The following is a 14,034-nucleotide window of genomic DNA, read 5'->3' as shown; positions in this document are numbered from 1 at the left end:
ACTCGACGCGACCGGAACGCGTCAGATGGCAGGAGGCGGCGGCATGGCGTCAGGTCCAACCGAACTGGCGATGACGCTGGTCGGCAGTGTCGCCCTGCTGCTCTGGGGCGTCAGGCAGGTGCGTGTCGGCGTCACCGGAGCCTTCGGGACCGAGCTTCGCCGCTTGCTCGCTGCAGCCTCGCGCCGCCGTTGGCGCGCCTTCCTGATGGGGGGCTTCGTCAGCGGGCTCTTGCAGTCGGCGACCGCGACCGCGCTGCTGGTCGGCGCCTTCGCCGGCCAGAAGCTGGTCGCCCTGCCGCTCGCCTTGACCATGATGCTCGGCGCCGATGTCGGATCGACGCTCGCAGCCCAACTTCTCGCCTTCGACGTCAAGGCGCTGTGGGCGGTCCTGGTCGCGACCGGCGTCGGCCTTGCGATGGCAACCGACGCCGGCCGGACGCGTGGGCTGGCGCGGATCGCCTTTGGCATCGGCGTGATGCTGCTGTCGCTACGCGAGATCAGCGCGGCCGCCACGGTGCTGCAGCATTCCGAGCTGTTTCGCGGCGCGCTGGAAGCGCTGGCCAGTGCCCCGACGCTCGCCGTCGTGGTGATGGCGCTGGCCACCTGGGCGGTGCATTCGAGCCTCGCGATGATCCTGTTCACCATGTCGCTGGCCCATTCCGGCGCGGTGCCGCCGACGCTTGCCCTCGCCCTGGTGCTCGGCGCCAACCTGGGTGGCGCAGCGGCGCCGTTCCTCGCGCTGTCGGGATCGCCGGCGGCGGCGCGGCGGGTGCCGCTCGGCAATCTCCTGATGCGCGGCCTGGCGGTCGCGGCGGTGCTGCCTTGGCTCGGCCCTCTCTCGACCCTGACGGAATGGCTCGGCGGCGGCGACCCGGCACGGCTGGTGGCCAATGCGCACACGCTGTTCAACGTTGTTGTCGCCGGCGTTTTCCTGCCGCTGTGCGGGCCGGTCGCCAGCCTCATCGAACGCATCCTGCCCGAGCCGCCGGCCGATAACGACCCGGGGGTCGCCCGTCACCTCGATCCGAACCTGGTGATGTCGCCGCCGGAGGCGCTGGCCTGCGCCATGCGCGAGGCGCTCGAACTCGGCAATCACGTCAGTGCCATGGTGCGCCGCATCCCGGAGGCGATGACCGCAAGCGACGTCAGGGTGGTGCGCGAGATCGAGAAACTCGACGACATTGCCGACCGGCTGTTCGAGAGCCTGAAACTCTATCTGGTCAAGGCGTCGCGCGCCGAGATGACCGAAGAGGAGGGCCGGCGCGCGATGGAGATCGTCAGCTTCGCCACCCATCTCGAGCATATCGGCGATATCATCGACAAGAACCTGATGGAGCTCGCCGCCAAGCGCGCCCGCAAGGGCCTGGCCTTCTCGCAGGAAGGGCGTGATGAGCTTCTGTCGCTGCACGCCATCGTCATGGCCAATATGGCGCTGGCGATGAACGTCTTCGCCACCCGCGACGTCGACATGGCCCGACGCCTGGTCGCCGAGAAATCGGCCATCCGGGTGGCCGAGCGCCATGCCACCAAGAGCCACTATGCCCGGCTGCGGGCGGGACGGCTCGAATCGATGGAAACCAGCGCGATCCATCTCGATGTGGTGCGCGATCTGAAACGCATTCACGGACACCTGGCCTCGACCGCCTATCCGATCCTCGAGGCGGCCGGCGAGCTCTCCGACTCGCGCCTCAAGGCGCAGGACGAGAAACCGCCGGTACCGGCCGTCAGCGGCGCCCGAGCGCCCGCCTGATCGCCCCCGAGGCTCAGGCGCGGCCGGCAGCGCCTTCCATCTGGGCGGCGCGTTCGCGCTGGATGCGGCGGAACCGCATGAGCAGCTTGAAGGCGCGGCCGGAACGGCCGCCGCGAACCAGCCGGGTATAGGCCTGCAAACGCCTCTTCACCGGGTCGATATGACCGTGAGCCCAGATCACCCAGCGGTTCCAGGTGTCGTAGAGCCTGACGAACAGCGGGATCTGCAGGAGCTTCGGCTTGCAGGCCTCGAACAGGAAGGCCTCGAGGCCGACGCCGACCACCTTGGCGAGCAGGAAGACGCCGCAGCCGAGAATGACGTGGCCATGGGCGATCAGCGACAGGCCGGCCAGCTTGAACGGGATCAGCAGCAGCACCGGAATGACGAAGACGCCGAGCGTCGCATAGGGCGGCAGCCGCGTGAGCCCGTCATGAATGGCCTGCTTGAGCGCGGCGAAAGGCAAGGCGGCGATGACCCGCCGGATCGCCGGGCCGATGCGCTCCCACAGCCAGGTCTCGACCAGGATGATGATCGCGGCAATGACGATGAACGGGCGGAGAAGGCGGCGCATGAACGCTCCACGGCGAGGCGACCGCACTATTCCGCATGGTCAATGTGGCTGGACGACGGCGCGCAAATGGTCCGGCCACGCCGACTGTTTCAGCCTGGAGACCAGACCCCGCCGGTCGACAGGAGGTGGTCGACACGCCCCTCTTTCAGCGCGCGCAAGGCTTCCTCCGGCCGGTTGATGATCGGCTCCTCGTGGACATTGAACGAGGTGTTGATCAGGGCGGGTATGCCGGTCATCCGCTCATAGGCGTGCAGCACGTCGTAATAGACCGGGTTCTGCTCGCGATGGATGATCTGTGGCCGCGCGGTGCCGTCGACATGGACGCAGGCCGGGATGCGGTCGCGCCATTCCGGCTTCACGTCGCAGGTCACCGTCATGAAATTGGCGGTGTGGATGAGCGATTCCGGCAAAAGGAACAGGTCGCGCGCCCGTTCGGCCCGAACCACCGGCGCGAAGGGCATGAAGTCGGTGCGGTCGAGCCGCTTGTTCAGCCAGTCATTGATCGAGCGGTCGACGGCACTCGCCATGATCGAGCGGGCGCCGAGCGCGCGCGGCCCATATTCCATGCGGCCGAGATAAGTGCCGACGATCTGGCCGGCGGTGATCAGGGCGGCGGCCTCCTCGATCGGATCGACGACCGGCCGGCGGGTCGCGCCACCGCCGGTGAAACAGGCCTCCACGGCGTCTTCATAGTCGCGGCCGCGATAGACCGTGGTGAGCCGTTCGCGCTGCTTCAGCCAGGTCTCGAGGCCGTCGCGGGCGAGCAGATATTCCAGCACGCCGCCATCGGCCTCGCCCTGGTCGGACATGGCCGGATAGACGAAGACCTCGTCGAGATCGAAACGCTCGGCGATCCGCTGGGTCAGCTTCACATTGGCGAAAACGCCGCCCGACAGTCCGAGGTGGCTGACCGGGTGGCGCTTCAGGAGCTTGCCGAGCGCCTCGAGGCAAACGGTTTCAAGGGTCTGCTGGACGCTTGCCGCCATGTCCTCGCGAGAGGCTTTGCCGGCGAGCGACCTGACCAGCATGCGCACTCGCCAGCGCGGCAGGCGGCAATGAATCTGGCCGTCGTCGGAGACCTGGTAGAGCGCGGTCAGCCGCTCGGCATGTACCGGCTTGCCGTAGGCCGCGAGCCCGAGAACCTTGCCCTCGTGGCGCAGTGCCTTGAAGCCGAGCGCTTCGGTGACATAGGCGTAGAGCTTGCCGAGGCTGTCGCCCGGCCGCTGCGGCACCGGCTTTTTCAGGGTATCGGCCTCGCCGCCGAACAGGTCGGCCAGCTTGCCGTCCTTCAGCAGCCGCGCCGAATAGAAGATGTCGTCGCCGCCGCCGTCGGAGGTATAGATCAGCGCCTCGTCCACCGGCATGTGGCTGAGCGTCGCCAGCGCATGGGCCTTGTGGTGGTTGTAGAAGAACGGCGTGGCGCCCGTCGGCAGGCCATGGTTGCGGCTGAAGCGCTCGACATCGACGATTTCGGCGAGCGACGCCGCCTTGCCGGCACGCAAGGGCGCGATCGGATCGACCTTGCGCCGCGGCAGCAGCCCGCCGAACGGATGGAAGGCCCGGTGCACCTCGCCGGCCGGATAACGCATGCGCGGATAGCAGACGACGTCGATCGCTTCCGCCGTCAGGCCAGCCTGGCCCAGGCATTCCGCCATGGCCTCGGCCGGAAAACGGTAGCCGTCGGTCTTGATCCGGGTAGCCCGTTCCAGCGCGACCGAAGCGATGACCTTGTAGTCGTCGTAAAGCGCCGCGCAGGCATCATGCGATTGGTAGAAGCCTAGAATGATCACGCGGCAATCCGTTTCCCGACGGCGAAGGCGTCGACCATGGCTGGGCACCGGTCCGCCGCGGCCTCGCGCACGGCGGCGAACCGGAATGGCGATCCGCTCAACGAGCAGGCCTCGAGAGACGCAAGGCTCAATACACCCGGGCTTTGGGCTCGATATATTGGATGTCGTTGGTCATCGTATAGGTGTGGACCGGCCGATAATCGATGGTCACCGACCTGGCGTTGTCGTCGGCGAAAGCCAGGGTGTGCTTCATCCAGTCCTTGTCGTTGCGCTCGGCGAAATCCTCGCGGGCATGCGCGCCCCGGCTTTCCTGGCGGTTCGCGGCCGAGTCCATGGTGACCACGGCCTGGCTGATCAGGTTGTCGAACTCGAGGGTCTCGATCAGGTCGGAATTCCAGATCAGCGAGCGATCGGTCGTCTTGATGTCGCTCGACCCCTGCCAGACCTCGTGGATCAGCTTCTGGCCCTCTTCGAGCACCTCGCCGGTGCGGAACACCGCGCAGTTCGACTGCATGATGCCCTGCATCTTGGCGCGCAGCTGGGCGGTCGGCGTGCCGCCCGAGGCGTTGCGGAACTTGTCGAGCCGCGACAGGGCAAGCTCGGAGGCTTCCTTCGGCAGATCCTGGTGCTTTTCGCCGGCAACCACCGTCTCGGCGGCGCGCAGGCCGGCGGCCCGGCCGAACACCACGAGGTCGATCAGCGAATTGGAGCCGAGCCGGTTGGCGCCGTGCACCGAGACGCAGGCCGCCTCGCCGATCGCCATCAGGCCGGGGACGATGGCATCCGGGTCGCCGCCCTTCTTGGTATAGACCTCGCCGTGATAGTTCGTCGGTATGCCGCCCATGTTGTAGTGGACCGTCGGGATGACCGGGATCGGCTCCTTGGTCACATCGACGCCGGCGAAGATCTTGGCGCTTTCCGAAATGCCCGGCAGGCGCTCGTGCAGGATCTTCGGGTCGAGATGGTCGAGATGCAGGTAGATGTGGTCCTTGTTCTTGCCCACCCCCCTGCCCTCGCGGATCTCCATGGTCATCGAACGCGAGACGACGTCGCGTGAGGCCAGGTCCTTGGCGGAGGGCGCATAACGCTCCATGAAGCGCTCGCCCTCGGAATTGGTCAGGTAGCCGCCCTCGCCGCGCGACCCCTCGGTGATCAGGCAGCCGGAACCATAGATGCCGGTCGGATGGAACTGGACGAATTCCATGTCCTGCAGCGGCAGGCCGGCGCGCAGCACCATGGCATTGCCGTCGCCGGTGCAGGTATGGGCCGAGGTCGCCGAGAAATAGGCGCGGCCGTAACCGCCGGTCGCCATGATGGTCTGGCGGCCGCGGAAGCGATGCAGCGTGCCGTCATCCATCTTCAGCGCGACCACGCCGAGGCAGCGGCCGTCCTCGGACATCATCAGGTCGATGGCGAAATATTCGATGAAGAACTCGGCATTGTTGCGCAACGCCTGGCCGTAAAGCGTGTGCAGGATGGCATGGCCGGTGCGGTCGGCGGCGGCGCAGGTGCGCTGCGCGGTGCCCTTGCCGTAATGGGTGGTCATGCCGCCGAACGGCCGCTGGTAGATCTTGCCGGCCTCGGTGCGCGAGAACGGCACGCCCCAATGCTCGAGCTCATAGACCGCCGCCGGCGCATTGCGCACGAGATATTCGATGGCGTCCTGGTCGCCCAGCCAGTCGGAACCCTTGACCGTATCGTACATGTGCCAGCGCCAGTCGTCCTCGCCCATATTGCCGAGCGAGGCCGAAATGCCGCCCTGGGCCGCCACCGTGTGCGAGCGGGTCGGGAACACCTTGGAGATGCAGGCGGTCTTCAGACCGGCTTGGGCGCAGCCGACGACGGCGCGCAGGCCGGCACCGCCGGCGCCGACGATGACGACGTCATAGGTGTGGTCGGTGATGTCGTAGGCGCGGCCATTGACGGCGGGTCCGGCGGCTTGAGCCATGGCACGGTGCTCCTGGTAGGCGGCTGTCGCGGCGCGGTCGAGGCGCCGGATATCGATCGGGTCGGCTCGGGCGTCAGACGCCGAACGACAGTTTCAGGATCGCGAAGATCGAGGCGAGCGCCACGATCACCGAGAAGAAGGTGTTGAGCAGCAAGAGCACGATGCGCGTGCCCTCGGCCGGGACATAGTCCTCGATGATCATCTGCATGCCCAAACGCATGTGATAGGTCGCCGAGATGACGAAGAGCAGCAGCGGAATGGCCACGATCGGCGAACCGAGCGTCGCCTTGACCGCCGAATAATTGCTGCCGGCGGTCGAGATGATCAGGCCGACCACGAACAGCGACAGCGGGATGTTGGCGACGGCGGTCACCCGCTGCATCCAGAAATGCTCGGTGCCGGACCTGGCCGAGCCAAGGCCGCGGACGCTGCCGAGCGGGGTGCGCATGGAGGATTTCGGTTCCGACATGATGTTTCCTCAGACCCCGCCGCGCACGGCATAGGCGACGATCCAGGTCAGGATCGTCAGCGCCACCGAGCCGATGACATTGGCGCGCACCAGCCATTCGCGCTCCTGCGGCCCGAAACCGCGGCCGGTGTCCCAGATGAAATGCCTGATACCGCCGAGCATGTGGTGGAACAGCGCCCAGGTATAACCGAACAGCACGAGCCGGCCGATGAACGAGCCGGCGAACCACTGGAAGGTGGCATAGGCGCTCGGGCCGGAAGCCGCCGCCACCAGCCACCAGACCATCAGCAGGGTGCCGAAGAACAGCGCCGCGCCGGTAATGCGGTGGACGATGGACATCATCATCGTCAGCATCGGCCGGTAAATCTGCAGGTGCGGGGATAGCGGGCGGACGGTTGTCGGCTTCACATCGGCCATTGTCGGCAGGTCCTCATGGCTGGCCGGATGGGACCGGCCGCCGGAAATCACGCGTCTGTTTACGAAACCCCGGGGCCCGACGCAACGGAGGCGGTGTCCGACGAAGGGGGTAGAACTGTTTTCAATTAGTCAAAGCGCCCCTGCGGCACAATGACTTGCGGGCTTTTCCGCCGCCCGCTAATGGCTCGGGCCCATGGCCGATACGCTGTCCCGCTACCATGCACTCGTCGAAGCCGGTGAGATTTCCTTCGACGCAGCGCAGGCAGCGGTGGCGAAGCGGCTCAACCGACTGAACGAAGAACTCGCCGATTTCCGCCTGTCCCGGCGCAAATCCTCGGCGCTGGCCTGGCTGTTCTCCCGCGGCGAGAAGCGCGAACCGGTCACCGGCCTCTACATCTGGGGCGAGGTCGGCCGCGGCAAGACCATGCTGATGGACCTGTTCATGGCGGCAAGCCCGGTGCGCCGCAAGCGCCGCGCCCATTTCCATGAATTCATGGCCGATGTGCACGAACGGATCCACGCCTATCGCCAGAAGCTGAAGAGCGGCGAGGTCAAGGGCGACGATCCGATCGCGCCGGTGGCGATGGAGCTTGCCGAGGAGGCCTGGCTGCTCTGTTTCGACGAGTTCTCGGTGACCGACATCGCCGACGCCATGATCCTCGGGCGGCTGTTCACGAAACTGTTCGAGGAAGGCGTTGTGGTGGTCGCCACCTCCAACGTGGTGCCCGACCAGCTCTACAAGGACGGTCTCAACCGGGCCCTGTTCCTGCCCTTCATCAAGCTGCTGCAGGAGCGGATGGCGGTGGTGAAGCTCGAATCACGCACCGATTTCCGCCTGGAAAAGCTTGCCGGGCGGCCGGTCTGGACCGTGCCGCTGGGGGCCGGCGGCGACCAGGCCATGGACGAGGCCTGGGCGCGACTGACCGGCGGCGCCGAGGGCGAGCCGAGCGAACTGATCGTCAAGGGCCGCCATGTCGCGGTGCCGCGCCAGGCCCGCGGCCTCGCCCGTTTCAGTTTCGCCGAGCTCTGCGAAAGACCGCTCGGGGCGTCGGACTATCTGGCGATCGCGCACGCCTATCACACCGTGCTGATCGACCGCATCCCGGTGATGCGCGGGCTCGGCATGCGCAACGAGGCCAAGCGCTTCATCACCCTGATCGACGCGCTCTACGACAACAGCGTCAAGCTGGTGGCGAGCGCCGGCGCCGAACCGACCGGCCTCTATCTGTCCGACGAAGGCGTCGAAGTCTTCGAATTCAACCGGACCGCCTCGCGGCTGATCGAGATGCGGTCGGAGGACTATCTGGCCGCGCCGCATGAACGCCGCGTCGAGCCCTCCGCCGATACCGGCGGCATCGTGGAGACCTGACGGCAGGGCCGACGGCTTCCCCGGACGCGGCGGGAAAAGCCGGCTAGTTGTTTGATCCCGGGCTTTGATGGTGCAATCTCGATGCAGGAATCGAGGGACGCGCTATGGGCCAGGTTCTCCACGGGAGCGCCACGACGACTGAGGCGGTCCGTCGAGCGATACAACATAGTCAAGAGAGCCTGAGGGCTCTGTCTAAGCGCTACGGGATTAACCAGAAGACGGTCGCGAAGTGGAAGAAGCGGACCTCGGTGACCGATGTGCCGACCGGGCCGAAGAACCCGACTTCGACAGTGCTGACGATTGAGGAAGAGGCCGTGATCGTCGCCTTCCGGAAGCATACTTTGCTGCCGCTCGACGACTGCCTCTATGCGCTACAGCCGACGATCCCGACGCTGACGCGGTCATCCCTGCACCGCTGCCTGCAGCGTCACGGGATCAGCCGCCTGCCCGAGGTCGAAGGCGAGAAGCCGGCGAAGACGAAGTTCAAATCCTATCCGATCGGCTTCTTCCACATCGATATCGCCGAGGTGCAGACCGCTGAGGGCAAGCTGTACCTCTATGTCGCCATCGATCGCACGAGCAAATTCGCCGTCGTACAGATCGTCAGGAAGACGGGGCGGACCTCCGCGTCAGCCTTCCTCTCGGCCTTGATCGAGGCCGTCCCCTACAAGATCCATACCGTTCTCACCGACAACGGCATCCAGTTCACCTTCCCGCCACGGTATGCCGATGGTCCGACGGCGCGCTACGTGACGCACATGTTCGGCATGCGCTGCCAGGAGAACGGCATCGAGCACCGCCTCACCAAGGTGAAGCACCCTTGGACTAACGGCCAGGTCGAGCGCATGAACCGCACCATCAAAGAAGCCACCGTCAAGCGTTACCACTACGACAGCCACCGGCAGTTCGAAGCGCATCTCGCCGACTTCGTCAGCGCCTACAATTTCGGGCGGAGGCTGAAGACCCTCAAGGGCCTCACACCCTACGAATTCATCTGCAAACTCTGGACAACAGAGCCTCAACGATTCAGGCTCGATCCACTCCATCAAATGCCGGGACTAAACAGCTAGTCTTGCCGGCGGTTGATCACCAAACCGCCTGCCAGAGGTCCAGACGATGGTCATCGCATTGATCCGATATTCCAGGGCGGTCCATGGCGCGCCGCGCTGAAACCTACCGGCCGCCGGCCGCCCCGCCCCTGGAAGACCGGGTCCAGGCGCGCCTCGTCGCGATTGCCGCCGAGCATATCCGCCGCTTCGGGCCGGAGCGCGTCACGGTGGTGGCGGTCGCCCGGGAGGCCGGCATGAGCCACGCCAATGTCTATCGCTTCTTCCCGTCCAAGGCCGGCCTGGTGGAAGCGGTGGTGGTCGCCTGGACCCGTTCGGTCGAGATGGCGCTCGGCGACATCGCCAACGCGCCGGACCCGGCCGACGACAAGCTGGAACGGTTTCTGACCGCCTGGGCCAAGGCGCAACGCGACGGCCTCGATCGCGACCCGGCGATCTATGGCGCCTATGCGACCTTCTGGGAGGGTCGGCGCGACACCATCACCGCCCATCGCGCGCGGCTGCGCTCGTTCCTCTCGGCGATCGTCGACGAAGGGCTGGAACCGGGCCCGTTCCGGATCAGGGACGAGGAAAAGGCGGTCGCCTTCGTCGCCGACGCCATGCAACGCTTCATTCACCCGGCCCTGGTGATGGAAACCCGCGACCTCACCCGCGCGCAGGTCGAGGCCCGGCTTTCGGTGATGGCGCGTGTCGTCATCCGCACGCTGGTCTCCGGCGGCGTCTGAGATCGGCCGGCGGAGGCCGGCTGCTAAGCAATTCCCACGATATTCATGTCATTTTGGCTGCCATAGGTTCACCTGACGTCCGGACGTCGCGTGCCCTGCCACGCCGTGCCGGACGATCGGGGGGAACCGTCATGTGCGAGACCTGCGTCACGATGCGGCGGACGCGCCGGCATGTGTTGGTTCACGGCGCGCTCGGGATCATGGCCACGCTCGGCGGCCTGGGGGCCATCGGAACGGCCGCGGCCTCCGACACCCCTCCGACCCATCTCGGCCCCGACCAGGCTCTGGAGCAGCTGAAGGCGGGCAACCGGCGTTTCGTCGCCGATCCGCAGGCCTGTGTCTCCGACATGGCCAAGCGCCGGCGCGAGCTGGTCGCCGGCCAGGCGCCATGGGCAACCCTGGTCAGTTGCGCCGATAGCCGGGTGCCGCCCGAACTGGTCTTCGGTGGCTTGAGCCTTGGCGAGCTGTTCGTCATCCGCAATGCCGGCAACACGGTCGATACGGTGGCCATGGGCACGCTGGAATATGGTGCGGCGGTGCTGAAATCGCCCTTGATCGTGGTGCTCGGCCATGAGCGCTGCGGCGCGGTGGCGGCGGCCTGTGACGTCGTCGCCAAGAATGCCACCTTCCCCGGCGCCATCGGGCCGATGATCGAGCCGATCGTGCCGGCGGCGATCGCCGCGCGCGGACGCGACGGCGATTTCGTCGACAATACCGTCCGCGAGAATGTCCGCAGGACCGTCGCCCGGCTGAAGCTCGCCGGGCCGCTTATCGCCGACATGGCCAAGACAGGCAAACTGCGGGTCGTCGGGGCCCGTTACGACCTGAAGAGCGGCGAAGTGGAATTCTTCGCCTGACCATGGCAGCGTCGGGATATCGGGAAAATCAGCGACCCTGCGCCGCGGCCGGCGCGTCGGCTGGCGATCTCTGACAATTTACAAATTTTGAAATTTGTAATAGTCGGATCAGCGCAACCCAAGCGCGGGAGGACCGGCGTCACGGTTTTTTGAGCACCAGGAGGCGTCCCGGGCGTCCATCGGGCGGCAGCCGTTGCATCGCACCAAATCATTGCCACGTTTGGCCTTTCTCATCGCCTTCGCGGCTTGCCGCAAACCCCTTGGCCGGCCGTCCAGGCCACCATAAATCATCCTGAAGCACAGCTTGAAACCGGGCCGCGATTGTGGATATCGAAGCGGCTATGCGGGACCTCCCGCCCCGGTAACCAGCCCCACCGAAAGACCTCCCCATGGCGCGCAAGAAAATCGCACTGATCGGCTCCGGCCAGATCGGCGGCACCCTGGCACTTCTCGCCGGCATCAAGGAACTTGGCGACATCGTCATGTTCGACATTGCCGAAGGCACGGCCAAGGGCAAGGCGCTCGACATCGCGCAGGCCTCCGCCGTCGAGGGCTTCGATGCGAAGCTGTCCGGCACCGGCACCTATGAGGCGATCGAAGGCGCCGATGTCTGCATCGTCACGGCCGGCGTGCCGCGCAAGCCCGGCATGAGCCGCGACGACCTCCTTGGCATCAATCTCAAGGTCATGGAGCAGGTTGGCGCCGGCATCAAGAAATACGCCCCCAACGCCTTCGTCGTCTGCATCACCAATCCGCTCGACGCCATGGTCTGGGCGCTGCAGAAGTTCTCCGGCCTGCCGGCGGACAAGGTGGTCGGCATGGCCGGCGTGCTCGATTCCTCGCGCTTCGCGCTGTTCCTGGCCGAAGCCACCGGCGTCTCGATCGAGGACATCCATGCCTGGACGCTCGGCGGCCATGGCGACGACATGGTGCCGATGGTGCGCCACTCGACGGTTGGCGGCGTGCCGCTGAACCAGGTGGTCAAGTCCGGCTGGCTCAACCAGGACAAGCTCGACGCCATCGTCGAGCGCACCCGCAAGGGCGGCGGCGAGATCGTCGCGCTGCTCGGCAATGGCTCGGCCTTCTATGCGCCGGCCGCTTCCGCCATCGCGATGGCCGAGAGCTATCTGAAGGACAAGAAGCGCGTCCTGCCGGCGGCGGCCTATCTCACCGGCCAATATGGCGTGAAGGACATGTATGTCGGCGTGCCCGTGCTGATCGGTTCGACCGGCGTCGAAAAGATCATCGAGTTCGACCTCGACAAGTCCGAGCAGGACATGTTCGCCAAGTCGGTCGCTTCGGTGAAGGGCCTGGTCGACGCCTGCAAGACCATCGCCCCTGATCTCGCAAAGTAATCGGCGGCCTCAACAACGCGCGAAGGCGGCGGCCCCGGACGGCCGCCGTCTCCAGCCCCTCGAAACCTGAAGCGGCCAGACCGCCAAGCGAGAGATGCGATGAACATCCATGAATACCAGGCGAAAGCGCTTCTGAAGGAGTTCGGGGCGCCGGTCTCCAACGGCATTGCCATCTTCAAGCCGTCGGAAGCCAAGGATGCGGCAAAGAAGCTCGGCGGCCCGCTCTGGGTGGTGAAGTCCCAGATCCACGCCGGCGGCCGCGGCAAGGGCAAGTTCAAGGAAAAGGCGGCTGGTGAAAAGGGCGGCGTCAGGCTCGCCAAGTCGATCGACGAGGTGGCCGAGTTCGCCAAGCAGATGCTCGGCTCGACGCTCGTCACGATCCAGACCGGCCCGGCCGGCAAGCAGGTCAACCGCCTCTATGTCGAGGACGGTTCCGACATCGCCAAGGAATTCTACCTCTCCATGCTGGTCGATCGCGAGACCGGCCGCACCGCTTTCGTCGTATCGACCGAGGGCGGCATGGATATCGAGGAGGTCGCGCATGCGACCCCTGAAAAGATCAAGACCTTCTCGGTCGACCCGGCCACCGGCTTCATGCCGCATCACGGCCGCACCATCGCCAAGACGCTCGGCCTGACCGGCGACCTCGCCAAACAGGCCGAAGCGGTTGCCGCCATCCTCTACAAGGCCTTCGTCGCCAAGGACATGGCGATGCTGGAGATCAATCCGCTCATCGTCACCAAGGACAACAAGATCAAGGTGCTCGACGCCAAGGTGTCGTTCGATTCGAACGCGCTGTACCGGCATCCCGACGTGGTCGCGCTGCGCGACGAGACGGAAGAGGACGCCAAGGAGATCGAGGCGTCGAAATATGACCTGGCCTATATCGCGCTCGACGGCACGATCGGCTGCATGGTCAACGGCGCGGGTCTGGCCATGGCCACCCTCGACATCATCAAGCTCTATGGCGAGGAGCCGGCGAACTTCCTGGATGTCGGCGGCGGCGCCAGCGAGGAGAAGGTCACCGCGGCGTTCAAGATCATCACCGCCGATCCGCAGGTGAAGGGCATCCTGGTCAATATCTTCGGCGGCATCATGAAATGCGACGTCATCGCGCGCGGCGTCATCGCCGCGGTGAAGACGGTTGGCCTGGAAGTGCCGCTGGTGGTGCGGCTCGAAGGCACCAATGTCGAGGAAGGCAAGCAGATCATCCGGTCCTCCGGCCTCAACGTCATCCCGGCCGACGACCTTGATGACGCCGCCCAGAAGATCGTCGCCGCGGTGAATGGCCAAGGCGCCAAGGGCCAAGGCGCCAAGGACAAGGGCGCGTCCGGCAAGAAGGCCGCCGCCAAGGCCCCGGCGGCCAAGGCTCCGGTGGCCAAGGCTCCTGCGGCCAAGGCCCCCGTCGCGAAGGCTTCGGCCGGCAAGCCCGCCGGCAAGGCAACCGCGGCGAAAGGCGGGTCGCAGACGGTGGCCAATAGCCCCGGCAAGTCGGCCGCCAAGACCTCCGTCGTGGTCCCGAAGGTTGCCGGACCGGCAAGCTCGACAAAGTCGGCGGTCAAGGGTGCCACCCCGGCCAAGGGCGCGGCGAAAGCCGCTGCCGCGGCCAAGACCGTGTCGACCAAATCGGGCAGCGCGTCGCCGAAGAAGAAATCGGCCGCCAAAGCCAAGAAGTAAGGCGATGACCACGCGAACCGGCAGGCGAAGGAGACTGGC

11 protein-coding genes and 1 pseudogene are annotated in these 14,034 nt (G+C 66.1%); 7 read left to right on the top strand and 5 right to left on the bottom strand.

Translation table 11 applies throughout. The features are described 5' to 3' along the window. The first annotated feature begins 43 nt into the window (after positions 1–43). Positions 44–1,750 (top strand): Na/Pi cotransporter family protein, encoded by a 1,707-nt coding sequence (locus E8M01_RS19110; protein WP_170181971.1) that lies wholly within the window; start codon positions 44–46, stop codon positions 1,748–1,750. Positions 1,751–1,763: 13 nt separating this feature from the next. Here E8M01_RS19110 and E8M01_RS19105 read toward each other — a convergent pair whose 3' ends face one another. The 5 genes from E8M01_RS19105 to sdhC all read right to left on the bottom strand — a co-directional run bounded on the left by E8M01_RS19105 (position 1,764) and on the right by sdhC (position 6,945). Beyond that, positions 1,764–2,321 (bottom strand): hypothetical protein, encoded by a 558-nt coding sequence (locus tag E8M01_RS19105; RefSeq protein ID WP_136961577.1) that lies wholly within the window; start codon positions 2,319–2,321, stop codon positions 1,764–1,766. Positions 2,322–2,410: 89 nt separating this feature from the next. Continuing rightward, entirely contained in the window at positions 2,411–4,111 is a 1,701-nt protein-coding gene (locus E8M01_RS19100; RefSeq protein ID WP_136961576.1) for a carbamoyltransferase C-terminal domain-containing protein, read from the bottom strand. 127 nt (positions 4,112–4,238) lie between these two features. Then, positions 4,239–6,059 (bottom strand): succinate dehydrogenase flavoprotein subunit, encoded by a 1,821-nt coding sequence (gene sdhA, locus E8M01_RS19095; RefSeq protein WP_136961575.1) that lies wholly within the window; start codon positions 6,057–6,059, stop codon positions 4,239–4,241. 73 nt (positions 6,060–6,132) lie between these two features. Then, positions 6,133–6,528: a succinate dehydrogenase, hydrophobic membrane anchor protein gene (sdhD, locus tag E8M01_RS19090; protein ID WP_136961574.1), complete on the bottom strand. Its 396-nt coding sequence runs from the start codon at positions 6,526–6,528 to the stop codon at positions 6,133–6,135. 9 nt (positions 6,529–6,537) lie between these two features. Beyond that, entirely contained in the window at positions 6,538–6,945 is a 408-nt protein-coding gene (gene sdhC, locus E8M01_RS19085; RefSeq protein ID WP_136961573.1) for a succinate dehydrogenase, cytochrome b556 subunit, read from the bottom strand. A gap of 193 nt (positions 6,946–7,138) precedes the next feature. Here sdhC and zapE point away from each other — a divergent pair, with 193 nt between their 5' ends. From zapE to sucC, 6 genes and pseudogenes are all read left to right on the top strand, one after another. Beyond that, positions 7,139–8,314, top strand: a complete 1,176-nt coding sequence (gene zapE, locus E8M01_RS19080) for a cell division protein ZapE (RefSeq protein WP_136961572.1) — start codon at positions 7,139–7,141, stop codon at positions 8,312–8,314. A gap of 104 nt (positions 8,315–8,418) precedes the next feature. After that, positions 8,419–9,384 carry an IS481 family transposase gene (locus E8M01_RS19075; protein WP_136959355.1) on the top strand — a complete coding sequence of 322 codons (966 nt, stop codon included), beginning with the start codon at positions 8,419–8,421 and terminating at the stop codon, positions 9,382–9,384. An 83-nt stretch (positions 9,385–9,467) separates the two neighbouring features. After that, complete coding sequence (locus tag E8M01_RS19070) at positions 9,468–10,106, top strand: TetR/AcrR family transcriptional regulator (RefSeq protein ID WP_136961571.1); 639 nt, start codon at positions 9,468–9,470, stop codon at positions 10,104–10,106. A gap of 131 nt (positions 10,107–10,237) precedes the next feature. Further along, complete coding sequence (locus E8M01_RS19065; protein WP_136961570.1) at positions 10,238–10,963, top strand: carbonic anhydrase; 726 nt, start codon at positions 10,238–10,240, stop codon at positions 10,961–10,963. Between the two features lie 389 nt (positions 10,964–11,352). Next, on the top strand, positions 11,353–12,318 hold the full coding sequence (gene mdh / locus E8M01_RS19060) for a malate dehydrogenase (RefSeq protein ID WP_136961569.1): 966 nt from the start codon (positions 11,353–11,355) through the stop codon (positions 12,316–12,318). 99 nt (positions 12,319–12,417) lie between these two features. Next, a pseudogene (sucC, locus tag E8M01_RS19055) lies at positions 12,418–13,608 on the top strand (ADP-forming succinate--CoA ligase subunit beta); the annotation flags it as partial. Positions 13,609–14,034: the final 426 nt, after the last annotated feature.

The organism is Phreatobacter stygius, from assembly GCF_005144885.1.
Lineage (GTDB): Bacteria > Pseudomonadota > Alphaproteobacteria > Rhizobiales > Phreatobacteraceae > Phreatobacter > Phreatobacter stygius.
The sequence above is the reverse complement of the archived record's forward strand: the minus strand, read 5'-3'. Positions and strand labels throughout refer to the sequence as shown.